Genomic DNA, 21,354 nt, shown 5'->3' on the forward strand with positions numbered 1-21,354 from the left:
GTTTCTCACTTCATAAAGCCGTGTTCGGAGAGGAATGCTTCGGTAATGTTGCTGCCGCCGGTGCTGGAATAGGCGGCTTTGTCGCCTAGCAACAGGCGTTCGAGGTAACGGGCGATCACATCGACTTCCAGATTCACCTGTGTGCCGCTGCGGTAATCAGCAATAATGGTTTCTTCCAGCGTGTGCGGGACGATATTAAGTTCAAAGGTGCTGCCATCCACCTTGTTGACGGTGAGGCTCGTGCCATCGACGGTGATTGAACCTTTCGCCGAAATGTATTTGGCGAGGTGGTATGGGGCGCGAATGCTGAAACGCACCGACCGCGCATCGTCGTGACGGCTAATGATTTCACCCAAACCATCGACGTGACCGCTGACCAAATGCCCACCCAAACGGGTTTGCAGGGTCAGGGCTTTTTCCAGATTTACTTTTGAACCGCGTGACAACTCACCAAGGCTGGTCAGGGATAAAGTTTCGCGGGAAACGTCGGCGCTGAAACTGCTGCTATCAAAAGCAATCGCGGTCAGGCACACGCCATTCACCGCAATGCTATCGCCAAGGGCAACATCACGCATATCCAATTTGCCGATAGCAATCGTCAGGCGCATATCGCCACCGATAGGCTGCATATCGCGGATGGTGCCGATGGATTCGATAATGCCAGTAAACATGCAGGTTAACCTCTGGTTTTGGGGCTGATAATCATACGCCAATCTTGCCCGACTGCGCGAATATCACGAATTTCCAGCGGAATGCGTTCACGCATTTGGGTAAGATGCGGTAAGTTAAACAAAGCACGGGCGTCAGACCCCATCAAATGCGGCGCAAGGTAGATCACCAGCTCGTCAGCAAAGCCTTGTTCCACTAATGCACCGCTGAGGGTTGCTCCGGCTTCAACATGAACTTCGGTAATGCCATCGTCTACCAAAGCAGTCATGACATTGGCAAGCACGAGTTTATCGCCGGAAAATCGGCGGATTTTAACACCTGCCGCTTCCAATTGGGTAATTTTCGCAAGGTTGTCGCTACAGGTGTAAATGAGAATGTCGCCTGACAATTTGAGCATGGCAGCATTCAAGGGAAACTGTAAACCAGAGTCCAATACTACCCTAACGGGTTGACGTACTTCACCACGAATACCCAGCGCGTCTGCCGTTAAGCGCACATTGAGGGAGGGATCATCCGCCAACACCGTACCAATACCGGTCAGAATTGCGCCAGCTTGCGCTCGCAGAAACTGCACATCACGCCGCGCTGCCTCACCCGTGATCCAGACACTTTCACCCGATGCCATCGCGGTACGTCCATCCAAACTCATGGCCATTTTAATGCGAATGTAGGGGCGGTTGCGTTCCATACGCGAGATAAAACCGGGGTTAAGAGCGCGGGCATCGCTTTCTAACAAACCGGATGCGGTGACAATGCCCGCTTGTTGCAAAATCCGTAAACCGTTGCCTGCCACCAGTGGATTAGGGTCAACCATGGCAACCATAACGCGGGCAACACCTGCTTGCACCAACGCATTTGCACACGGCGGGGTACGCCCGTAATGCGAGCAAGGCTCTAGGGTAACGTAGACATCTGCACCATGTGCTGATTCACCCGCCATGTGCAGGGCATGGACTTCTGCATGAGGTTCACCAGCACGTTCATGCCAACCTTCACCAACGATTTGACCGTTACGCACAATCACACAACCGACACGCGGATTAGGCTGAGTGCTATACAAGCCACGTCGCGCCAGTTGCAGCGCCCGTGCCATGTAGCGGTGGTCTTTTGGGGTAAAACTCATGCCTTGGGGGGGACGGGCAGTAAGTTAATCTGGCGGTTGCGTTGCTCTGGCGTGGGGTCACTTTCCAAATGCTCAATCATGCTACGAAATTCCTCAATCGCATCAAAACGGCGATACACCGATGCAAAGCGAATGTAGGCAACTTCATCCAATTGACGCAATTCATCCATGACCAATTCACCGATCATGGATGAGGGTACTTCACGCTCCCCGCTAATGAGAATGCGTTTGCGGATGTGACTTAACGCGGCCTCAATACGATCAATCGACACCGGGCGCTTTTCCAATGCCCGCATAATGCCACCACGCAGCTTGTCATCATCAAAGGGTTCACGCGCTGCATTGGATTTAATCACACGCGGCAACGTCAATTCTGCCACTTCATACGTCGTAAAGCGCTCATCACAAGCCGAGCAGCGCCGCCGACGCCGCACTTGGTCGCCTTCGTTCGCCAAACGCGAGTCAATGACCCGCGTATCATCAGCACCGCAAAAAGGGCATCGCATCAGCAGTTACGCCGGATGATCGCCAAATGTACCGGAACGGTAAACGGGGAAACGTTCACAAATATCAAGCACCTGCCCTTTTACCCGATTGATAGTGGCGACATCTTCAACATTAGCTAACACATCCGCAATCCAGTTAGCCAATTGGGTACATTCAGCTTCTTTGAAACCACGGGTGGTAATAGCGGGTGTACCGATACGAATCCCACTGGTGACGAACGGTGATTGAGGGTCATTGGGTACGGAGTTTTTATTAACCGTGATGTTCGCAGCACCCAGCGCTGCATCTGCTGCTTTACCGGTAATACCTTTGTCGATTAAATCAATCAACATCAAGTGATTGTCTGTGCCACCCGACACAATTTTATAACCACGCCCCATTAAGGTTTCTGCCATGATTTTGGCGTTCTTGGCCACTTGCTGTTGATAAATCGTGAATTCAGGCTCCAGCGCTTCCTTGAAAGCCACTGCTTTTGCCGCAATGACGTGCATCAAAGGGCCACCTTGAATACCTGGGAAAACCAATGAGTTGAATTTCTTTTCCAGATCAGGGTTGGCTTTGGCGAGAATAATACCCCCACGCGGGCCACGCAAAGTTTTGTGCGTGGTGGAGGTTGTTACGTCAGCAATTTGCACCGGGTTGGGGTAAACACCCGCAGCGACCAAACCCGCCACGTGCGCCATATCAACCATCAAGTATGCGCCAACTTTGTCAGCGATTGCGCGGAATTTGCCCCAGTCAATCACACGGGAATAAGCCGAAAAGCCAGCCACAATCATTTTGGGCTTGTGTTCCAATGCCAGACGCTCAACTTCGGCATAATCAATGTAGCCGTCATCGGTAATACCGTACTGGACTGCATTGTAGATTTTACCGGAGAAGTTAACTTTTGCACCGTGGGTCAAGTGACCACCGTGTGCCAAACTCATGCCTAATACCGTATCACCGGGGTTTAACAGTGCCATGTAAACCGCAGAATTGGCTTGCGATCCGGAATGCGGCTGCACATTAGCATAATCAGCACCAAACAATTGCTTCACACGATCAATAGCCAATTGTTCCGCTTTATCAACGTATTCGCAACCACCGTAGTAACGCTTGGCAGGATAACCTTCTGCATATTTGTTAGTGAGCACCGAACCCTGCGCTTCCATGACGCGCGGACTGGCGTAGTTTTCAGAGGCAATCAGCTCGATGTGCTCTTCCTGACGGCGCACTTCGGACTGCATAGCACTCCACAATTCATCATCGTAACCTGCGATTGTCATCTGGCTGGAAAACATGCCGCTTTTCTCCTGCACGTTGAAAGCTAAAAAAGCGTTATAGCATACCACTGTTTTCAGGCTCAACCTATGCTGTTTTGTAAACTGACATGCCTCTCAAACCAAAATTATCGACGGTTTAGTACATGCTAACCGGTGGTTTAGCTTCCGGTGGTGTTTCATCTTTTGGAGTTTCTGCATCTGGCCCATCAAACTTTTTGCCAAAAATCACGGAAGGCTCGCCACTACGATTATAAAAATGCAGGGTATTGCCAATCGTTTCCACACTACCAGCACGCTGGAGTGTGCGCAGATAAGCCCCCTCCCAATCACCAACATTGATGGTTTGCTTACCTGCCTCAGGGCGCACAATCGGGCAACCGTTCCGCCCTTTATCAATGCTTGTGATCATAAAACCGGTATGCCCAACCTGTTTAAAATTAGCGTTGTAATCATTACATCCAGCAGAACCCGATAACGCCACCTCACCTACTTTCATACTGATATTCAATTCATTAGGTACTGTGTTGCCATACACCGATAGCAAACGCCATTCTGTATTCAGTAGCGACGGCCCGCCACTATTCAATGGACAAGCACCTGCTGGCAATGGCGTGACAGAAGTATCAGGGGGGGTAGTCGTATCTGCATGAACGCAAACACTACCTAATACTAAAGGAAGCAGCAGCAAAACGCGGCGAACCTGAACAAAAAGACAAGACTGGGCAGCATTCATTTTCATAAGTTTCCCTCAATCATTGGTGATGGTTATGTGGGGTGAATGATACGTCACATGTATATGACACCCTACTAAGTATAGGAACAATGCTAACCTTTCACCACATTGAATATTTTCTACCCCCTAGTGTTGTATTTATACAACACCTTATTAGCAAGCAACGGCTGGCAATGCCACTCCCAAACGCTCACTCAAACGTTTCCAATCAAAAAATGGTCCTGGATCCGTTTTACGTTCCGGTGCAATATGTTCATGCCCCGTAATATCGGTCAAGTTCAACGTTGGATAAGCATCCACCAAAACGGGGAGAAATGTTTCAAGCTGAACATATTGCGCCTCCGTAAATGGTTCAAAATCTGAGCCTTCGATTTCGATCCCCACCGAAAAGTCATTGCAGCGCTCCCTGCCTTTGTAGCTAGAAATACCAGCATGAAAAGCACGCTTATGGAAAGGTACATACTGGACAAGCTCGCCATTTCGCCGAATCAGCAAATGGCTTGCCACCCGCAAATGGCAAATATCCGCAAAAAAAGGGTGAGCGGTAGGGTCAAGCTGATTGGTAAACAAATGGTCGATCCACGGCCCGCCGAATTCGTAGGGTGGCAGACTAATGTTATGCAAGACGATTAATTCAGGGATGCAACCTTGCGGGCGTTCGTCATAGTTAGGGGATGGACATTGGCGTGCATCGTCCAATAAGCCAGTTTCTCGGTCTATATTCAAGGTTCATCCTCGGCTGGCTGTGATAGAGCAGTTTGAATCGCTGTGTGAATACGGGCAGGCAACGGCTCACAATGCAATTCGCAGTGGTAACGCCCATCAACGTACAAAAAAATAGCGGGCAAATGGAAAATATCGAACGCATTCACCAACCCACCGTTGTGAACAGCATCCACTTCAAATAGCGGCAAGGGTGGGTATTCGTGCAAGTAGCGTCCCAAGGCCAAATTGAGATTGCGACACGCGCCGCAGTTGGGTGCTGTGAAAAATACCAGTGCAGCGCCGGGGGTTTCCGCCAGCACATGGTGAAAGTTCAGATCAGTCAGGCTTACAATGTTTTTCATGCCGCGCATTATACATCCACTCGCGGGTAGAAACCGACAGCGTGTACAGCCTCTAGCCGAAATTTGCTATAATCCCAAATCTTTCTCACCGATTGGCTAACCCGCATATTCCGACCCTATGAACGGACTCAACCCCCAACAACAAGCCGCCGTCACCCACCTCGGCTCTCCCCTCCTAGTCCTCGCAGGCGCTGGCAGTGGCAAAACCCGCGTCATTACCCAGAAAATCGCCTGGATGATCCGTAAAGGCGTGCATTCTGCCGACCAAATCGCGGCAATCACCTTCACCAACAAAGCCGCCCGCGAAATGCGCGAACGTGCCACCCAACTCCTGACCAAAGAAGAAGCCAAGGGACTCACCGTTTCCACCTTCCACACCCTTGGTTTAAACATTATCAAGCGTGAAGCCAAACGCCTCGGTTACAAGAAAAATTTCAGCATCCTCGACGCGCAAGACAGCGAAGCCATCCTCAAAGAACTCGCCCACAAAGAGGACGTAGAGGAAGCCGACAACCTGCGTTGGATTATTTCGCGCTGGAAAAACGATTTCATCTCCGTCGAGCAAGCCGCATTACTGGCAAATACTACCGATGAGAAACTCGCCGCGATTTTATACGAAAAATACCAGCGACAGATCAAAGCCTACAACGCCGTCGATTTCGACGACCTCATCGTGTTGCCCGTACAACTTTTCGAGCAACACCCTGACGCACTGCAATACTGGCAAAACAAATTACGCTACCTGCTAGTGGACGAATACCAAGACACCAACGCCTGCCAATACCGCCTGATCCGCTTGCTGGCAGGCATTCGCGGCGCACTCACCGCCGTGGGTGACGATGACCAATCCATCTACGCATGGCGCGGCGCACGCCCCGAAAACATTGCGCAATTGCAGCAAGACTACCCCATGCTCAAGGTCGTCAAGCTGGAGCAAAACTACCGCTCCACCAGCCGCATTTTACAAAGTGCCAATAAACTCATTGGCAATAACCCACATTTATTCGAGAAAAATCTGTGGAGTACCCTCGGCGAAGGCGACCCAATCCGCATCATGCCCTGCCGTACCCCCGAACACGAAGTTGAAAAAGTTGTCAGCGAAATCCTCAAAGCCCGCTTCCGCGACCGTGCTGATTTCAAGGATTTCGCTATCCTCTACCGTGGCAATCACCAAAGCCGCTTGTTTGAAAAGGCTCTGCGCGAAAATAATATCGCCTACAAAATCAGCGGCGGCACCTCGTTTTTCTCGCGAGCCGAAGTCAAAGACATCCTCGCCTACTTGCGCCTGATCGCCAACCCGGATGACGATGCCGCCTTCTTACGCATTATCAACACCCCCAAACGCGAAATCGGCACATCCACACTGGAAAAACTCGGCGAATACGCTCACGAACGCAAAACCAGCCTACTCACTGCCGCGCAAGAACTCGGCTTTGCCCAGCGCGTGTCCGCCAAAGCCACCCAACGTATCGAAACCTTCTGCTTCTGGCTACACGAAGTCACCCGCGCCGCTGAAAACGCCGACCCCACCAGCATTGTCAAACAAGTCATCAACGACATCAGCTACGAAGACTGGCTCAAGAACACCTGCAATACCCCCAAACAAGCCGAATCGCGCATGAAAAATGTCTGGGAAATCGTCGAATGGATACGCAAACTCCACGATGATGGCGCTGGCAAAGAAACCCTGAGCGACATCATTGCGCACATGAGCTTAGTCGACATGCTGGAGCGTAATAGCGAAGAAAAAGAACAGGATGCCGTCGCCCTCATGACCTTACATGCTGCTAAAGGACTCGAATTTCCCAATGTGTTTTTGGTCGGTGTTGAAGAGGAACTTCTGCCCCACGCCAATAGTGTCGACGAACACAGCATCCAAGAAGAACGCCGTCTTGCCTACGTCGGTATTACCCGCGCTCAGAAAAACCTCACCATCAGCTACGCCAAAACCCGTTCGCGCTACGGTGAAGCCTCCACGGTCGAACCCAGTCGCTTCCTTGAAGAATTACCGCCAGAACATCTGGAATGGGAAGACAAAAAAGCCGCGATCACACCAGAGGAGCGTCAAGAGACTGCACGGGCGTACATTTCTAACTTACAGGCATTGCTGGGGGATTGATTGGCTAATTGGCTGGGGCGCGTTGGATCGCGCCCCACTCCACCCATTTTTCAATCACTTTTTTACCTTTGAAACGCACCAAAAACCATTCCGAACCATCGTCATTTTCACGGTAATCCAACAGCGTAACGGTATCGCCTTTGATCAAATACTGTTTGGTTTTGCTGGCAGTATTGGGCTTGCTATACAGCACGGCTTTAGCAACAGTGATCTTGCGGGTAGCCGCAACACTTTTATCATCAACGTCAGAGGCATCTTGTGTGTCCGCCACGACTTTCTTAATAAGCTTGCCTACCGAATTATAGATTTTGACGAAAAATAAATCGCCTTCTGTCCCCACCATCGTGCCTTCCGACCACACATAGGGCTTGCCTTTATTGAAACGGTAATCCGTGCTGTACCAACGCGGCCCCGAACGTTGTGCCGTGCTGAGAGTTTTGGTTTCAGGGGTCAAGGTAGGGTTGCTGATGGTTTCTTGGTATTCCTGAAACTTACCCGTTGCTTTATTCCAAAGATACAGGCGGTAAAATAGGTTTACGCCACCGTAGCCAACACCATCCAGTATGGCAACATCGCCCAGCCCATCAAAGTTAAAGTCGGCTTGTAATACTAAACCATCAATCGTTTGACTGCCTTCTGGTACATCGGGCATTTCCCCCAATGCTTGGGATTTACCACTGGGCAGTTTGGCACTAATGGTATTGCCTTGCTGAGAAATCACCACTTCTGACTTAGCGGTGGGCGAGAACGTGACAGGTAATGTGGCGTAGCCTTGGGGTGTCGTGAAGGCTACAGCATTCAGGCTCACCCCCAATAAGACTAACCCAAGGTTGATAGGCATCTGCATACTTGCACCTCATGACATTATATGACTGGATATATGACTGGATAGAACTCGACCTGCCTGCCTGTTTAGACCCCAAACATTCACTTCGTTCAGATTAATCTGGGTATAATACTGCAAGTGCTGATTCTTTGGCGTGTACCGTTGGCGATGACTGGAAATCTTGCAGTGCCTGCCACAAACCAGCACCTTTCCAACCACCACTACTGCGCCCGTATAACACCGCATTCAGCGCATCAATCTCAGCCTGTAAACGCGGGGATGCCTGCGCACGCAATGTCGTCAGCACGGCGGGGCGGATATTCAAACCCACATCAATCCATTGCAACAAAGCTGCGTGAGTCGCTTGCGGTTGATTGTGTTGACACGCCTGTTCCAAACGTTTCCACACTGCCTTAACGTCTGGTTTATTGGAAACCTGCCCCCCCCCGCTACGGAAAGACCACCAGCGCCACCCTAACCAAGCAAGAGATACCATACTCCACACCAACAATAACGCTGCTGCGAACCGACGCCATGAAAACCATGACGCCTCAGTTATCACCTTATCCGACACCAGGGCGGGGTTAGATGGAGAAGGCGTGATGGCCTGAGGCTGACTAGGTGTAGGTATTGCGCCTGCGGGGGCAGCCTGACCACCTGTCACCACCATTTTCACTGGCTCAACCCGTGCGGTTTCCTGCTGGCTCGTACTGGTATTCCACCAATCCACTGCCACACCCGGAAACGCATACTCGCCATTGTAAGGTGCAACGACCACCCATTTTTCCTGACGCACCCCAACGACACCATTTTTGCCAGCATCATTACGTAATTCTGGCTGGTCGGTATAGGCTTTGATGCCGTTAGGCACGGCTATTTCCAACTTAGGTAACTGCTCGGCAGCCAAACCATCTGCAACAATCGCCAAGGTCAGCGTCACAGGTTCACCGGCTTTCAGTTTGTCTGCCGGGATTTGCCAGTGAGCATTCAACGTGAGGCTATTCGCGGGCAACCATTGCTTGCCGGTGTAATTCGCAGGTTGTTCCTGAATGTGAAGCGTCAATGGTTCAGAAAAACGGCGAATGCGCTTGCCACTCAGACCAAATGGATCAAAATTGCTACTCGCAGCGCCCGGTTCGGCAAGCACGCCTTCAAAGGTAGTACGCCCCAGCGTCAAGCTGCCACTTTGCTGCGGGATCAACGCATAACGGCGTTCAATCACTTGATAGTTACGCCCGTTACGCAGCATCGTGGTATTGCGTGTATTACCAACTTGCTGGATGTTACCTTTACCACTGTCAATCGGTGGATGACTCAAACTGGCCTGTGACTCCAGTGGTGTGATGTGAAACATGCGTTGGGTAATGATGGTTTGCTGTTGCACAAACGGCTGTTGCGGCTCGGCGGTGAGTTCAATGAAAATATCGGGTGTACCGCCAGCAGCAGGCTGAGGTTGTTCCGTGACTTGCAAATCCAGTGCCTGGCTTTGATCACTCCCAAATGCAATGGCAGGAATCGGCAATGTCCCTGTTTTACGCGGGTATAAACGCAATTCCCATTGCGTATTGACCGTGCTAACACCATTAATGACCGTGAAACTGTTGCTTTGCGAACGCCCGCGTATCTCAAAATCCTGTTGCAAGGGGGAAAAATCGGGTTCGCCTGAGACCATACCGTCCACCGTGAACGTGAGGACGACTGGATCACCTAAAGCCACAGGGTTACGATCAAGCTGAGCAATAATAGTAGCAGCATTGATACTCAGTGACAGACACCACAACATCGCAAACAATAACCACCTTACCATTCATCACCTCGCGTTTGCGCACCCCGTTGTTGGTATTGATACTGAAATTTACGTCGCCACAAACCGGAGGGATCATCAGGAATACGCCGTAACCATTGTTCCGTCGCCTGTTCTTGCTCACGCTGTTGCGGATCTTCTTTGCCTTCCGCTTCGTCTTGCTTTGCCTTATCGGCTTGCTCTGGCGCGTCTTGTTGCTGTTCCTGTTGCTTGGCTTGTTCCTCAGCCGCCTTAGCTGCATCTGCTTGTGGTTGCTGTTCCTCAGCAGCCGATTGCTGCTGTTGTTCTTGACCTTGCTGGCCTTGCTGACCTTGTTGCTGTTGTGCGTCTGCACCAGACTGTTGCTGATTTTGCTGCTGGTTTTGTTCAGGCTGTTGCTGGGGGTCGCTTTGCTCCTGTTGCTGTTGTTTTAACGCATCCTCAAGGATTTTTAGGTTATGTTGCGCATCAGCATGATTCGGATTAGCCGCCAACACTTGCTGATAAGCCGCTATCGCCTCTTGAAATTTACCTGCCTTGGCTTGAGCATTACCGTAATTGTATTGTGCATCAAGGCTATTTTGCGTGGCATACAGTTGCGCTGCTGTGGCGTAATCCTTATTTTTGTAGGCAGCAGCACCTTTCCAATCAGGATTTTGAAATAAACCAGCAGCACGTTCTAACTCACCATTCTCCAGCGCGGCTTGTGCTTGTTGGTCTGGTGTTTGCCACAATTCATCCCAACTAAAAGCGTAGACGGGTTGCTGTTGTGGCAATAAAACGCAGACCACGACAACCCCCAACCAACCACGCCGAAATGCTAACGCCACAACAGGCAACAGCAACAATACCAGCCAGTACCCCTCATTGACCCAAGTATCGGTCTGCAAACCTTTGGCTTGGGTCAACATACCCTTGTCAATGGTCTGCCAACGTTGGCTCAACGCACTCACATCAGCATCGCCCAAGGCTGCTTTAACGAATATACCGCCTCCGGCATCAGCAATCCGTTCCAAATCATCCAGATTGACCTTAGCAATTACCGTTTTGCCAAAACTATCGAGCAGGAAACCACCTTTAGCACGGGCAATCGGCGATCCCTCTGCTGTACCTAACGACAATACCGATACCCGGTAGCCCAAACCTCGCACTTCTTCAGCGGCGGAAAGCGCGGCTTGCGTATCCGATACTCCGTCAGTAATCAGTAAAATATCGCCCTGCTTCATACCCGACTGTTGCAATAATTCGACTGAGCGTTGAATAGCAGGCGTTAATAAACTACCGGGTGCAGGCATGATTTCAGGTGATAGGTTTTTGACTTGTTCTTCAATCGTATCAATATCGTCTGTTAGCGGTGTAACGGTAAAGGCATCCCCCGCAAATACCACTAATCCATTTTGTGCATCTTTGCGGGAATGGAGAATATCCAGCAGTTTAAAACGCGCCAAGGTAATCCGGTTGGGTTTTTCATCTTCAGCATACATAGAAGCAGAAAAATCCATCGCTACCACCAAGGCTTGTTGATTGCGAAACACCGGAACTTCCCGCTTATCCCACGCAGGACCTGCCATGGCTAAGATGCCGATCAGTAACACCAACGAGAGCCAGACCAATGCCCCCCACCCCAAACTGCCTGCTGAACCACTCAATACAAACGGCATCAATTGCTTATCAACAAGCCGCTCCCAGCCCCCTTGCTGGCGAGCATGGAATACTTTTATGCCCCAAACCAGCGGAATGACACCTAACAACCATAACCATTCCGGGTGCAGAAAATGCAAATCGTTCACCATCATGCTATCCCTCCCGCCCTATCCGCAACGCGACGGTCAACAATGACAGTAATAACGCTACCAACAATGGCCAACGAAATAGTTCTTGCTGCGGACGCCATTGTTGCGCTTCTTTTTCTACAGGTTCTAACCGATCAAGTTCCTCATAGATTTTGTGGAACTCTTCAGTATCGCGGGCGCGGAAATACATCCCCCCCGTGCTAGAGGCAATCGCTTTCAAAGTGCGCTCATCCAAATCCGCTGAAGGATTCATGAGTTGAAAACCGAACACACTGCGCATCTGATCACTTTCCGAACCGATTCCCACCGTATAAATTTTCAAACCCACGGCTGCTGCCATTTCAGCCGCCTCTAAAGGGCTAACACTACCGGCCGTATTCGCGCCATCCGTCATCAAAATTAACACCCGATTTTTTTCCGGGCTATCTTGTAAGCGTTTGAGCGCAAGGCCGATCGCATCGCCAATCGCGGTACGTTCACCTGCCAAACCGATTTGCGCTTCGTTCAACAATTGCAATACAGTCTGACGATCAAAGGTTAACGGTGCTTGTAAATACGCTTGGTCACCGAATAACACCATACCGATACGATCCCCGGTACGCTTGCGGACAAACTCGCCAGCCACGGCTTTGGTCGCCACCAGTCGGTCAACCACCTGTCCGTTAAGGATAAAATCTTGTTCTTGCATACTGCCGGACAAGTCCACCGCTAACATCAGATCCCGTCCTGACACTGGCATCGCCAAACTATCACCAACCCATACCGGACGTGCAGCCGCCGCTACCAACATGACCCAAGCCACACTTGCCAGCAATAAGGCCAGCAATCCAAACCACGAACGCCCCAATACCTTGCCACCTTGCTGAAAATCCTCCAAAAAGGGGACTTTCAAGGCAAGGCCTTGTTTGGGTTCAGCAGGCTTTAACCACCAACGCACCAACAGGGGCAAAGGTAACAACAAAAACATCCACCACCAGAGAAACTCATACATGCTGTTTCCCTCGTTGCAACTTGATCCACTCACGAATGGCTTGCAACACCGCCTTCGTTTCGGCTTGTGTTTCGGGGCGATACGGCACTTCTGTCAACAAATGTGCCAACTTTCCACTGAATAGCGGTTTGCCCGCTTTTTCATCTAAAAACTTGACCCAAGCTGCGCCTGTCAAACCAGAAACCCTTTGTCGCCCGTATTCGCTAATCGCCACACGACGCAATAGCACCGACAATTCACGCAACAACGCTTTCGTATTAGCCCCGTATTGACCTTGTAAACGCTCCAACTCCAACAAAGCTGTTTCCAAACGCTGTTCGGTGCGTTTTTGCTGCTGCCAACGCCAGAACAACCACACAATGACAAACAGCATCAAACCAGCCATGAACCACCATCCTATTGCTGGCGGCCACCAACTAACGGGTTCAGGCAGGTGAATATCGCGTAACGGTAATTCATCCGGGTTCATCGCAACCCCCGTGATACTTTCAGCAAACGCTCATTGTCGCTATCAGCAGTGGATAATTGTACTAACGGAATACGCTGGCTACGGCTAAACTCCTGCAATATTTTAGCGGATTGGGCAACCCGATTGAGGTAACGTTCACGCCACAGCCGCAACCCCAAATTCAGTAACACATGACGTTTGCCATCAGTCAAACGCAGACTACCCGTCTTGGGCAGATGCTCCTCAAACGGGTCATGAATCGAAATCAAGGTCAGTTGGGAATGTTGTGCGATCATCGCCAGTTGCCGCAAAGCACCGGGAGTGACCTGCCGAAAATCGCTCAGAATAAAAAGCTGACTACCGGGTTGTGTCACCCGCCGTAACCGTGTCCAACTGGCTTGCAAATCGCTTCGACTGAGCGTAGCCGAAGCGCGGGTCATATCACTCAACTGGCGCAACAGATGCAAAGCAGCGGAGCGACTACGCGATGGCTTGAATTCGGCATGTTGACCATTTTGCAAAATCCCGCCAATGCGGTCACCATCATCAAGGGTTTTCCACAACAGCAATGCCGCAATTTGTGCTGCCAACACGGATTTAAAACGCCCACGGGTAGCAAAAAACATCGACGGACGTAAATCCACCCACAATAACACCGGCTTTTCACGTTCTTCCTCAAACACTTTGGTATGCACACGTCCACTACGTGCCGTTACCCGCCAGTCAATGGTACGAATATCATCACCCGGCTGGTACATCCGTGATTCCGCAAAGTCCATGCCCCGACCTTTGTGGACTGAACGGTGCAACCCTGCATGACGTGAACGAATGTGTTTTTTCGCCAAATGCAGTGTCCGCACCTGCCCTTGCAAACGCAATAGGGATTGCAAGGAGCTAAACACAATACCCTCACCTGCCTGATTGTGGGTACGTTCAACCGCTGCCTGTGCCATCAGGGTACTGCCACCAACGCGAGTAATTCATCAATAATATGATTAGCCGTCATGCCATCGGCTTCCGCTTCAAATGTTAGCAGCAAACGGTGGCGTAATACGTCATGCGCCACAGCCTGGACATCTTCCGGGCTGACAAAATCACGCCCCGCCAACCACGCATGAGCGCGGGCGCAACGATCCAAGGAAAGCGTCGCTCGCGGGCTACCGCCATAAGCAATGCTACCCGCTAAAGATTTGCCGTAACGTTCAGGGTTGCGGGTAGCCAGTACCAGTTGCAACAAATACGTTTCCACTTTGTCGGTCATGTAAATATTCAGCACATCCTGACGCGCCATTGCCACATCTTCTCGGCTAACCAAGGGTGCAACCGCTTCTTTTTCATGACGGACTTGTTGCATTGCTTCTTTACGCCCCAAATGCAGGATGACTTTTTCTTCTGCCGGGGTGGGGTAATCCACGATAACGTGCATCAGGAAACGGTCAAGTTGAGCCTCTGGCAAATGGTAAGTGCCTTCTTGCTCAATGGGGTTCTGGGTTGCCATAACCAAGAACGGCTCCGGCAATTTCCATGTCGTACCCGCGACCGTGATCTGACGTTCTGCCATCGCTTCCAATAAAGCGGATTGCACTTTTGCCGGGGCACGGTTGATTTCATCGGCAAGAATCAGGTTATGGAATAACGGGCCTTTTTGAAAGTGGAATGAGCCATCATTGGGGTGAAACACTTCCGTACCCGTAATATCCGCTGGCAACAAATCAGGGGTGAACTGGACGCGATGAAAATCCCCTTCGATACCCTGCCCTAACATCTGGATAGCACGGGTTTTTGCCAAGCCCGGTGCTCCCTCTACCAACAAATGCCCATCTGCTAATAAAGCAATCATGAGTCGGTTGATCAGGGATTTTTGTCCAATGATTTTGCTTTGCAAATACTGGGACAACTTGTCAAAGTTTTCTTTTTGGTTCATGTTCGCAGGTCATTATGTGGGTGTAGGGCGGAATATACGCGCCCCGTTCCCGTGGTTTCAAGTTAATCATCGTTAATTCAAGTGTGAAGATTATGACCATCCAGACTCAAATTGAACAGAAAATCCAACAAGCTATGCAGCCTGACTTTCTCGAAGTCCTCAATGAAAGCCATATGCACAACGTACCACCCGGTTCCGAATCGCACTTCAAAGTGACTGTTGTGAGCGCACAGTTCAACGGAAAAATGCTGATTGCACGCCATCGACAGATTAATGGCATTTTAGCAGAAGAACTAAATGGCAAAATTCATGCATTGGCACTGCATACGCTGACACCAGAAGAACATTTTGCCAAAGGTGGGAAGGTGGCGGAATCGCCCTTGTGTATGGGTGGCGGCAAGGCATAAAAAAAGCGGGGTTGTTGGCTCAGGACAACCCCGCTGGGAGATGCTGCCCTGTTTGGAGGAGTCTGGGCAGCAATGCGAAAATGTTTGTGTTATCTATTATCTTTCAATCTACATAGCCATTTGATGCGCCATGCTCGGTCTTAGTTCCCTGGCTGGGAACATTCTGGCAATTAAACTGGCGGTTTCGCCCATCTGGTAAGATTTACGCGGCAGTTCATGGCCTTCCATTAAACTGTCGAGCGTAATGTCTTCCATGAAGCGGTAAAACTGACCGCTCAGGTCTGACCACATTTGTTGCACTAAATGCTGACTACGTATCTCCGTACCTTGCAGAGAACTCAAATCGGTCACAACATCATCCTCTGCGGCCTGAATGATGTCAGCTAAGGTAATCTCATCAGCATGGCGGCTTAAACGATAACCGCCCCCTGGGCCACGAATCCCTTCGACTAAGCCTTCATGACGTAACCGGGCAAATATCTGTTCCAGATAAGACAACGAAATCCCTTGCTGTGCTGCCAGATCACCTAAGCGCACTGCACCTTCGTCATCGTGGATAGCCAATGCCAGCATTGCCATGATGGCATGTTGACCTTGTGTGGATAGTTTCATGTCTGTCTCCTAATGAGTTCTTGTCATTCATCTCTGACAAGCACTATACGAGAACCACACACTAAGAAAAAGTCGAAATTTTTATCTAAATAACTCGAAATAAACGAACTGTTTTCTTGATAACATTACAATTATTTAACCTTTTCGTAACATCTCCAGATTACGCTGCGCATCAGCATTGCCTTTGCTGGCGGCATCCATAAACAATTTTTCAGCTTTTTTACTGTCTTTCTTAACGCCTTTTCCCAATACAAACAGTACACCCAAGTTGTTTTGGGCTTCCGTGAACCCCGCCTTGGCGGCTTTATCATACCAGTAAGCGGCTTGTTTATCGTTTTGCGTAACACCGCGCCCGTCTTCATATAGCAGACCGAGATTGTATTGGGCTTTGGGGTAATGCTGCTTAGCAGCTTGCTCATACCAATACGCAGCTTCGCGCAAATCCGCAGGCAGACCACCAAGGCCGTCTTCATACAGAGTACCTAGCATCAATTGCGCTTGCTTATCACCTGACTCGGCTGACTGACGCAAGACTTCAGGTTCAATGCCAGTGAGATCAAGCTTACCTGCCGTATTCTGATTTTGATCGGCGGGTTGCGCCATTATGGGCTGAGATACCCGCGTGGTGACCGGTTCCGGGCGACTGGCGGAATTAACCACCGGAATCGGTGGCATTGCTGCGGGGGACTGCTGCTGTAGAGACGCAAAATCTTGCGTCTCGGTACGTTGCCCCGGTTCTTCCATTTTCAGGTTATTAGAGGTGACAATCGCTTGCGCGGGTGCACCACTATCCAAGGAAAGCAGCGCTAAGCGGGCAGCAACATGACCTTGTGCCGCAGCTTTCTCAAACCACTGGCGTGCCTGATTATTATTGGCAGGGACATATTGCCCATTCGCATACAATAAGCCCAAACCGTATTGGGCTTCCATATACCCTGCTTGCGCTGCACGTTGTTGCCAATCCAAAGACTTTTTGAGGTCGGCTTGTGGATTTTCATCATTACGGTACAACATAGCTAACTTGTATTGCGCTTTAGCATCACCGCTCTCCGCAGATGCCTGTAATGCAGCAAAATCCGTGCCCACATTACTCTCTGTTTTGCGGCGATTGCGATACCAATTTTCCACGCTAGAACCTTGACTGGATGTTGCCGCAGGCTGTGTCGCCGCTACTTCAGGTGCTGCATTAGCATTCCATGGTGGCGGAGCTTCACCCATGTTAACCGGCTGTACGGGTGCAATTTGCGGGTTCGCAGTAACAGAAAATGGCAATATAGCACTCGCCGTCATCCCCAATAACAAGACTTTTATTATTCTCATGGCAGCCCCGATACTCGATAAAGAATTTATGATTATAAATATAATAACTAACGGTTATTTTGCAGACCATCACCCTAACCCCAGATGAATATTCTTTTTTAGCAAGTACTTGTTATCAATACTTCGGACAGTTTATGCATGATTAAAAACTGATGTTACGCAAACACCTCTCCCGTCCGGTATATTTCAGTTATGAATCAAACACGCCTTGACCTCTACACTGACATACCGATGCAATCTTTATCCGCCCACAACCCCATTTCCTCGGAAGCTTCTCGCTAAACCACACAGTACGGCGTAGAGTCATGATCATAATCACAAAACTTTTATGACTGGAGGGAATTCCGCGTGAACTCAATACCATCCTTTCCCATGACCTCGCGACCACGCTTGCCAGGCTTCAAGCTAATGGGCATTGCCCCTGTGATCGTTATCCTGCTCGGCATTACCGCTTGGTCATCGTGGTACACCGTCCCCAGTGATTCCGTCGCCATCGTGCAACGCTTCGGAAAATTTAAGGCGGAAGTCCAACCCGGTTTGCATTTTAAAATTCCCTTGGGCGTGGATGTCGCCACCATTTTGCCGGTCAAACGCCAATTAAAACAGGAATTCGGCTTTTATACCGAAGGTGCAAGCAATGTCGATCAATACTCCGACAACCCGGCGGCGGAATCACCGATGGTCACAGGCGATTTGAATGTGGCACTGGTGGAATGGGTGGTGCAATACCGCATTGCCGAACCCACCAACTATTTGTTTGCGGTGCGCGAACCGGGCATTACTTTACGCAATGCCTCGGAATCGGTCATGCGCGAAGTCGTGGGTGATCGCACCGTCGATGAAGTGCTCACCATCGGGCGGCAAGAAATCGAAGCCGAAGCCTTGGTCAAACTCCAGCAACTCGCCACCCTTTACCTGATGGGTGTGAGCATCGACCAAGTGCAATTAAAGAACATCAACCCACCACGCCCAGTACAAGAATCCTTCAATGAAGTCAACCAAGCGCAGCAAGAAAGAGAAAAGCTCATTAACGAAGCCCGCCGCGATTACAACAAAGTCATCCCCTTAGCGGAAGGTGAAAAAGATCAACGCATCCGCGAAGCCGAAGGCTACCGCCTCAAGCGCGTCAACGAAGCCGAGGGCGACGTAGCACGTTTCAACGCGGTGTTTACCGAATACCAAAAAGCCCCCGACATTACCCAACGGCGTTTGTATCTGGAAACCATGCAAGCCATCTTACCCCGCATTCAAAACAAAATCGTGGTAGACGAAGGCATGAAAAACCTGTTACCCCTGCTCAACCTCAACACCTCACAGAAAACCCCAGCGGAGGCAGCACCATGAACCGTTTACTCCTAGTGCTTGCCGGTTTGCTGGCGTTTGTATTGTTTAATGCGTTCTATACCGTGGGAGAAGCGCAGCAAGTGATCCTGACCCAATTCGGCAAACCGGTGAAAGAACCCGTGACCGAAGCAGGCTTGAAACTAAAAATCCCGTTTATTCAAGAGGTAAACCGCATCGACAAACGGGTACTGCCGTGGGATGGCAGCCCTTCGGATATGCCGACCAAAGACAAACTCTACATCTCGGTGGATTTGTTTGCCCGCTGGCGCATTGTGGAACCACTCCCCTATTTCCTGCGGTTACGCGACGAACGCAGTGCCTTATCGCGTTTGGATGACATCCTCGGCAGCGAAACCCGTAACGCGGTTGCCAAACACGAATTGATTGAAATGGTACGCACCACCAAAGGGCGTGTGCCCCTCAAAGACCCGACTTTAGTGGAAGGCGCGGCAAATAGCGCAGATACCAACAATGTGGTGGGTTCACTTGTGCCAATCCAAAAAGGGCGAGTCTTGGTTGAACAAGAAATCTACAAAGCCGCTGCCGAAAAGCTCAAAGTATTCGGGGTGGAATTGCTGGATATTCGTTTCAAGCGCATCAATTACAACGCCAGTGTCGAACCCAAAATCTACGAACGCATGATCAGCGAACGCCGCCAAATTGCCGAACGCTTCCGCTCTGAAGGCAATGGCGAAGCGGCACGGATTCGCGGCAATATGACCCGCGACCTGAACCGCATTCAATCCGAAGCTTATCGCCAAGTGGAAGACATTCGCGGCAAAGGCGATTCGGAAGCGACCGCAATCTACGCCAAGGCTTATAACCAAAGTCAGGCGGCGGCTGACTTTTACGCCTTCACCCGCACCTTGGATGCTTATCAGGCAGTGATGACACCGGATACCAGCCTGATTTTGTCGACCGATAGCGATATTTTCCGCTTGCTGAAAGGCACATCCTCGTTACCGACTACCTTTGCCGCGCCATCGTCTGGAGATTAGCGTTTACCCAATAGTAGGCTGCCGTCAATAGGCACATAACGGGTCGCGGCATTAACCATTACTTCGACATGGCGGCTTGTACTGCCCGCACAGTGGGGTAGAGATGTTCCACTTCGTCTTCGATCCGGTTGAATACCAGTTGGAACATTTCACGGGTATCTTTCACGAACTGGTCATGGTCATTGATGCGCAATTCCTTATTCTTGCTCCAGCGTTTGAGGTACTGCCCAAATACCCGCTTGATTTCACCCGAACCAGAAAGGAATTTATTCGCTGTATTGCGGATGTTCTGATCACTATGCAATAACATGGACTGGTACAGTTCACGCTCTTCCAGATCCAGATGCTCTTTCACCTGGTCAACGTAAGAGAAAAATAAATCACACGTGACTTTCAAGTCGCAAACGGAACGCTCGTCAATCAAATGACAAAGTACGTTGGAAAGCTCGGTGATTGTGTCATTCTGCTGATTAAGTTCGGTAAATGAAATCATGGTATTGCCTTTCGTTATTTGCTAGGAGTGGGAGAGCGCCAATATGGTTTAGCTTTTGCCACCTGTTGGTAGATATGCGCTGCGAATCTAGCGCATAGCCGCAGATTTCACAACATCCGTTTCAGGAACTGCTCGGTAAACCAAGCACCACTGCCTACGCCGTCATGAGACATGACATTTGACGAACAACAGGAGGTCATCACCCAATGGCTCAACTGAACGACGACAAAACCACCATCAAACAATTGCTGGAAAAGATTGCCAGCATCCCCTCCGCCTCTGGGAATTTGGAACTGGAAACCATCTTTGACGACAACCAGAGCCGCTACCAAGTCATTGCCCAAGGCTGGCAGGGCAAGCGGCGCACCCACGGCTGTTTGGTTCACATTGACCTGAAGGGTGAAAAAGTCTGGTTGCAACATGACAGCACGGATGCGGAAATTGCCGAGTCACTGGTCGAACGGGGCATTCCGAAAGAACGCATCGTGCTGGGTTTTTTACCCGAATCAGTCCGCCCCTACACAGGGTATGCCGTGAATTGAAGAAGGTGAGGCTGCTGCTGCGCATCAGGGGGAAGGGAAGAAAAACCCTCCATCACCGTTTGTGCATTCATGGCTAACCTCATGACGACAACGATTTTTTACATGATTGGTACTGTATCACAACATCCGCTTCAGGCGCTCCCCCCGTAAACGACCCCTCTGTTTTAGCCACTTGCTCCGGCGTGCCTTGCGCAATAATGTACCCGCCATGCACGCCCGCGCCGGAGCCAATATCCAGCACATGGTCGGCGGAACGGATTGCGTCTTCGTCATGCTCGACCACGATCACGGTATTGCCAAGGTCACGCAGGCGGAACAGCGTTTTCAGCAAGCGGGCGTTGTCGCGCTGGTGCAAGCCGATGGACGGCTCATCCAAATCAGTTTTTACGT

The 21,354-nt window shown here is 50.4% G+C and carries 23 protein-coding genes; 5 read left to right on the plus strand and 18 right to left on the minus strand.

The genetic code is table 11. The annotated features are described in order from the left end of the window. Positions 1-5: 5 nt before the first annotated feature. The 7 genes from QJT81_16245 to QJT81_16275 all read right to left on the minus strand — a co-directional run bounded on the left by QJT81_16245 (position 6) and on the right by QJT81_16275 (position 5,364). A complete protein-coding gene (locus QJT81_16245; protein ID WGZ93344.1) occupies positions 6-671 on the minus strand; it encodes a riboflavin synthase in 666 nt (221 codons plus the stop codon). 5 nt (positions 672-676) lie between these two features. Then, on the minus strand, positions 677-1,792 hold the full coding sequence (ribD, locus tag QJT81_16250; GenBank protein ID WGZ93345.1) for a bifunctional diaminohydroxyphosphoribosylaminopyrimidine deaminase/5-amino-6-(5-phosphoribosylamino)uracil reductase RibD: 1,116 nt from the start codon (positions 1,790-1,792) through the stop codon (positions 677-679). After that, complete coding sequence (gene nrdR, locus QJT81_16255) at positions 1,789-2,298, minus strand: transcriptional regulator NrdR (GenBank protein ID WGZ93346.1); 510 nt, start codon at positions 2,296-2,298, stop codon at positions 1,789-1,791. Before nrdR ends, ribD begins: the two co-directional genes overlap by 4 nt. Before the next feature lie 6 nt (positions 2,299-2,304). After that, a complete protein-coding gene (glyA, locus tag QJT81_16260) occupies positions 2,305-3,582 on the minus strand; it encodes a serine hydroxymethyltransferase (protein WGZ93347.1) in 1,278 nt (425 codons plus the stop codon). A gap of 118 nt (positions 3,583-3,700) precedes the next feature. After that, the gene (locus tag QJT81_16265) at positions 3,701-4,303 is read right to left on the minus strand and encodes an META domain-containing protein (GenBank protein ID WGZ93348.1); all 603 of its coding nucleotides are present in this window, start codon (positions 4,301-4,303) and stop codon (positions 3,701-3,703) included. A gap of 147 nt (positions 4,304-4,450) precedes the next feature. After that, positions 4,451-5,023 carry a 1,6-anhydro-N-acetylmuramyl-L-alanine amidase AmpD gene (gene ampD, locus QJT81_16270; protein WGZ93349.1) on the minus strand — a complete coding sequence of 191 codons (573 nt, stop codon included), beginning with the start codon at positions 5,021-5,023 and terminating at the stop codon, positions 4,451-4,453. Then, positions 5,020-5,364: a protein disulfide isomerase family protein gene (locus QJT81_16275; protein WGZ93350.1), complete on the minus strand. Its 345-nt coding sequence runs from the start codon at positions 5,362-5,364 to the stop codon at positions 5,020-5,022. Before QJT81_16275 ends, ampD begins: the two co-directional genes overlap by 4 nt. Positions 5,365-5,482: 118 nt before the next feature. On the opposite strand from QJT81_16275, the gene rep reads away from it, so the two are divergent. Beyond that, positions 5,483-7,483: a DNA helicase Rep gene (gene rep / locus QJT81_16280; protein ID WGZ93351.1), complete on the plus strand. Its 2,001-nt coding sequence runs from the start codon at positions 5,483-5,485 to the stop codon at positions 7,481-7,483. A gap of 4 nt (positions 7,484-7,487) precedes the next feature. On the opposite strand, the gene QJT81_16285 is transcribed toward rep, so the two are convergent. The 7 genes from QJT81_16285 to QJT81_16315 form a co-directional block, all read right to left on the minus strand. After that, positions 7,488-8,330, minus strand: a complete 843-nt coding sequence (locus QJT81_16285) for a hypothetical protein (GenBank protein WGZ93352.1) — start codon at positions 8,328-8,330, stop codon at positions 7,488-7,490. A 94-nt stretch (positions 8,331-8,424) separates the two neighbouring features. After that, the gene (locus QJT81_16290) at positions 8,425-10,116 is read right to left on the minus strand and encodes a BatD family protein (GenBank protein ID WGZ93353.1); all 1,692 of its coding nucleotides are present in this window, start codon (positions 10,114-10,116) and stop codon (positions 8,425-8,427) included. Further along, entirely contained in the window at positions 10,110-11,888 is a 1,779-nt protein-coding gene (locus tag QJT81_16295) for a VWA domain-containing protein (GenBank protein ID WGZ93354.1), read from the minus strand. Before QJT81_16295 ends, QJT81_16290 begins: the two co-directional genes overlap by 7 nt. Position 11,889: 1 nt before the next feature. Further along, positions 11,890-12,876 carry a VWA domain-containing protein gene (locus QJT81_16300; GenBank protein ID WGZ93355.1) on the minus strand — a complete coding sequence of 329 codons (987 nt, stop codon included), beginning with the start codon at positions 12,874-12,876 and terminating at the stop codon, positions 11,890-11,892. After that, positions 12,869-13,345, minus strand: a complete 477-nt coding sequence (locus QJT81_16305; GenBank protein ID WGZ93356.1) for a DUF4381 domain-containing protein — start codon at positions 13,343-13,345, stop codon at positions 12,869-12,871. The genes QJT81_16300 and QJT81_16305 overlap by 8 nt, the downstream gene beginning before the upstream one ends. Continuing rightward, positions 13,342-14,277, minus strand: coding sequence for a DUF58 domain-containing protein (locus tag QJT81_16310; GenBank protein ID WGZ93357.1), 936 nt, complete (start codon positions 14,275-14,277; stop codon positions 13,342-13,344). Before QJT81_16310 ends, QJT81_16305 begins: the two co-directional genes overlap by 4 nt. Then, complete coding sequence (locus QJT81_16315; GenBank protein ID WGZ93358.1) at positions 14,277-15,248, minus strand: MoxR family ATPase; 972 nt, start codon at positions 15,246-15,248, stop codon at positions 14,277-14,279. Before QJT81_16315 ends, QJT81_16310 begins: the two co-directional genes overlap by 1 nt. Positions 15,249-15,340: 92 nt before the next feature. Here QJT81_16315 and QJT81_16320 point away from each other — a divergent pair, with 92 nt between their 5' ends. After that, positions 15,341-15,655 (plus strand): BolA/IbaG family iron-sulfur metabolism protein, encoded by a 315-nt coding sequence (locus QJT81_16320; GenBank protein ID WGZ93359.1) that lies wholly within the window; start codon positions 15,341-15,343, stop codon positions 15,653-15,655. Positions 15,656-15,763: 108 nt separating this feature from the next. On the opposite strand, the gene QJT81_16325 is transcribed toward QJT81_16320, so the two are convergent. After that, a complete protein-coding gene (locus QJT81_16325) occupies positions 15,764-16,267 on the minus strand; it encodes an Rrf2 family transcriptional regulator (GenBank protein ID WGZ93360.1) in 504 nt (167 codons plus the stop codon). Positions 16,268-16,402: 135 nt separating this feature from the next. Beyond that, a complete protein-coding gene (locus QJT81_16330; protein WGZ93361.1) occupies positions 16,403-17,587 on the minus strand; it encodes a tetratricopeptide repeat protein in 1,185 nt (394 codons plus the stop codon). Positions 17,588-17,959: 372 nt separating this feature from the next. On the opposite strand from QJT81_16330, the gene hflK reads away from it, so the two are divergent. Next, positions 17,960-18,931 carry an FtsH protease activity modulator HflK gene (gene hflK / locus QJT81_16335; protein ID WGZ93362.1) on the plus strand — a complete coding sequence of 324 codons (972 nt, stop codon included), beginning with the start codon at positions 17,960-17,962 and terminating at the stop codon, positions 18,929-18,931. Then, positions 18,928-19,929: a protease modulator HflC gene (hflC, locus tag QJT81_16340; protein ID WGZ93363.1), complete on the plus strand. Its 1,002-nt coding sequence runs from the start codon at positions 18,928-18,930 to the stop codon at positions 19,927-19,929. The genes hflK and hflC overlap by 4 nt, the downstream gene beginning before the upstream one ends. A 58-nt stretch (positions 19,930-19,987) precedes the next feature. Here hflC and QJT81_16345 read toward each other — a convergent pair whose 3' ends face one another. Continuing rightward, positions 19,988-20,422 carry a hypothetical protein gene (locus tag QJT81_16345; protein ID WGZ93364.1) on the minus strand — a complete coding sequence of 145 codons (435 nt, stop codon included), beginning with the start codon at positions 20,420-20,422 and terminating at the stop codon, positions 19,988-19,990. A 206-nt stretch (positions 20,423-20,628) separates the two neighbouring features. Between QJT81_16345 and QJT81_16350 the strand changes: the two genes are divergently transcribed. Further along, positions 20,629-20,964 (plus strand): XisI protein, encoded by a 336-nt coding sequence (locus QJT81_16350; protein ID WGZ93365.1) that lies wholly within the window; start codon positions 20,629-20,631, stop codon positions 20,962-20,964. A gap of 79 nt (positions 20,965-21,043) precedes the next feature. Here the strand turns inward: QJT81_16350 and QJT81_16355 are convergent, their stop codons facing one another. Further along, positions 21,044-21,340: a hypothetical protein gene (locus tag QJT81_16355; GenBank protein ID WGZ93366.1), complete on the minus strand. Its 297-nt coding sequence runs from the start codon at positions 21,338-21,340 to the stop codon at positions 21,044-21,046. Positions 21,341-21,354 lie beyond the last annotated feature (14 nt).

This window comes from Candidatus Thiothrix putei (assembly GCA_029972225.1).
In the GTDB taxonomy this organism is placed as follows: Bacteria; Pseudomonadota; Gammaproteobacteria; order Thiotrichales; family Thiotrichaceae; genus Thiothrix; species Thiothrix putei.

What these genes read in the sequence shown, in the direction of transcription:
- QJT81_16350 (WGZ93365.1), top strand. Translation starts at nt 20,629, where the DNA reads ATGGCTCAACTGAACGACGACAAAACCACCATCAAACAATTGCTGGAA.
- hflK (WGZ93362.1), top strand. Translation starts at nt 17,960, where the DNA reads ATGACCTCGCGACCACGCTTGCCAGGCTTCAAGCTAATGGGCATTGCC.
- QJT81_16330 (WGZ93361.1), bottom strand. Translation starts at nt 17,587, where the DNA reads ATGAGAATAATAAAAGTCTTGTTATTGGGGATGACGGCGAGTGCTATA.
- QJT81_16275 (WGZ93350.1), bottom strand. Translation starts at nt 5,364, where the DNA reads ATGAAAAACATTGTAAGCCTGACTGATCTGAACTTTCACCATGTGCTG.
- QJT81_16325 (WGZ93360.1), bottom strand. Translation starts at nt 16,267, where the DNA reads ATGAAACTATCCACACAAGGTCAACATGCCATCATGGCAATGCTGGCA.
- nrdR (WGZ93346.1), bottom strand. Translation starts at nt 2,298, where the DNA reads ATGCGATGCCCTTTTTGCGGTGCTGATGATACGCGGGTCATTGACTCG.
- QJT81_16315 (WGZ93358.1), bottom strand. Translation starts at nt 15,248, where the DNA reads ATGAACCAAAAAGAAAACTTTGACAAGTTGTCCCAGTATTTGCAAAGC.
- QJT81_16295 (WGZ93354.1), bottom strand. Translation starts at nt 11,888, where the DNA reads ATGATGGTGAACGATTTGCATTTTCTGCACCCGGAATGGTTATGGTTG.
- QJT81_16290 (WGZ93353.1), bottom strand. Translation starts at nt 10,116, where the DNA reads ATGGTAAGGTGGTTATTGTTTGCGATGTTGTGGTGTCTGTCACTGAGT.
- QJT81_16305 (WGZ93356.1), bottom strand. Translation starts at nt 13,345, where the DNA reads ATGAACCCGGATGAATTACCGTTACGCGATATTCACCTGCCTGAACCC.
- QJT81_16320 (WGZ93359.1), top strand. Translation starts at nt 15,341, where the DNA reads ATGACCATCCAGACTCAAATTGAACAGAAAATCCAACAAGCTATGCAG.
- QJT81_16265 (WGZ93348.1), bottom strand. Translation starts at nt 4,303, where the DNA reads ATGAAAATGAATGCTGCCCAGTCTTGTCTTTTTGTTCAGGTTCGCCGC.
- hflC (WGZ93363.1), top strand. Translation starts at nt 18,928, where the DNA reads ATGAACCGTTTACTCCTAGTGCTTGCCGGTTTGCTGGCGTTTGTATTG.
- QJT81_16285 (WGZ93352.1), bottom strand. Translation starts at nt 8,330, where the DNA reads ATGCAGATGCCTATCAACCTTGGGTTAGTCTTATTGGGGGTGAGCCTG.
- glyA (WGZ93347.1), bottom strand. Translation starts at nt 3,582, where the DNA reads ATGTTTTCCAGCCAGATGACAATCGCAGGTTACGATGATGAATTGTGG.
- ribD (WGZ93345.1), bottom strand. Translation starts at nt 1,792, where the DNA reads ATGAGTTTTACCCCAAAAGACCACCGCTACATGGCACGGGCGCTGCAA.
- QJT81_16310 (WGZ93357.1), bottom strand. Translation starts at nt 14,277, where the DNA reads ATGGCACAGGCAGCGGTTGAACGTACCCACAATCAGGCAGGTGAGGGT.
- QJT81_16345 (WGZ93364.1), bottom strand. Translation starts at nt 20,422, where the DNA reads ATGATTTCATTTACCGAACTTAATCAGCAGAATGACACAATCACCGAG.
- QJT81_16300 (WGZ93355.1), bottom strand. Translation starts at nt 12,876, where the DNA reads ATGTATGAGTTTCTCTGGTGGTGGATGTTTTTGTTGTTACCTTTGCCC.
- QJT81_16245 (WGZ93344.1), bottom strand. Translation starts at nt 671, where the DNA reads ATGTTTACTGGCATTATCGAATCCATCGGCACCATCCGCGATATGCAG.
- rep (WGZ93351.1), top strand. Translation starts at nt 5,483, where the DNA reads ATGAACGGACTCAACCCCCAACAACAAGCCGCCGTCACCCACCTCGGC.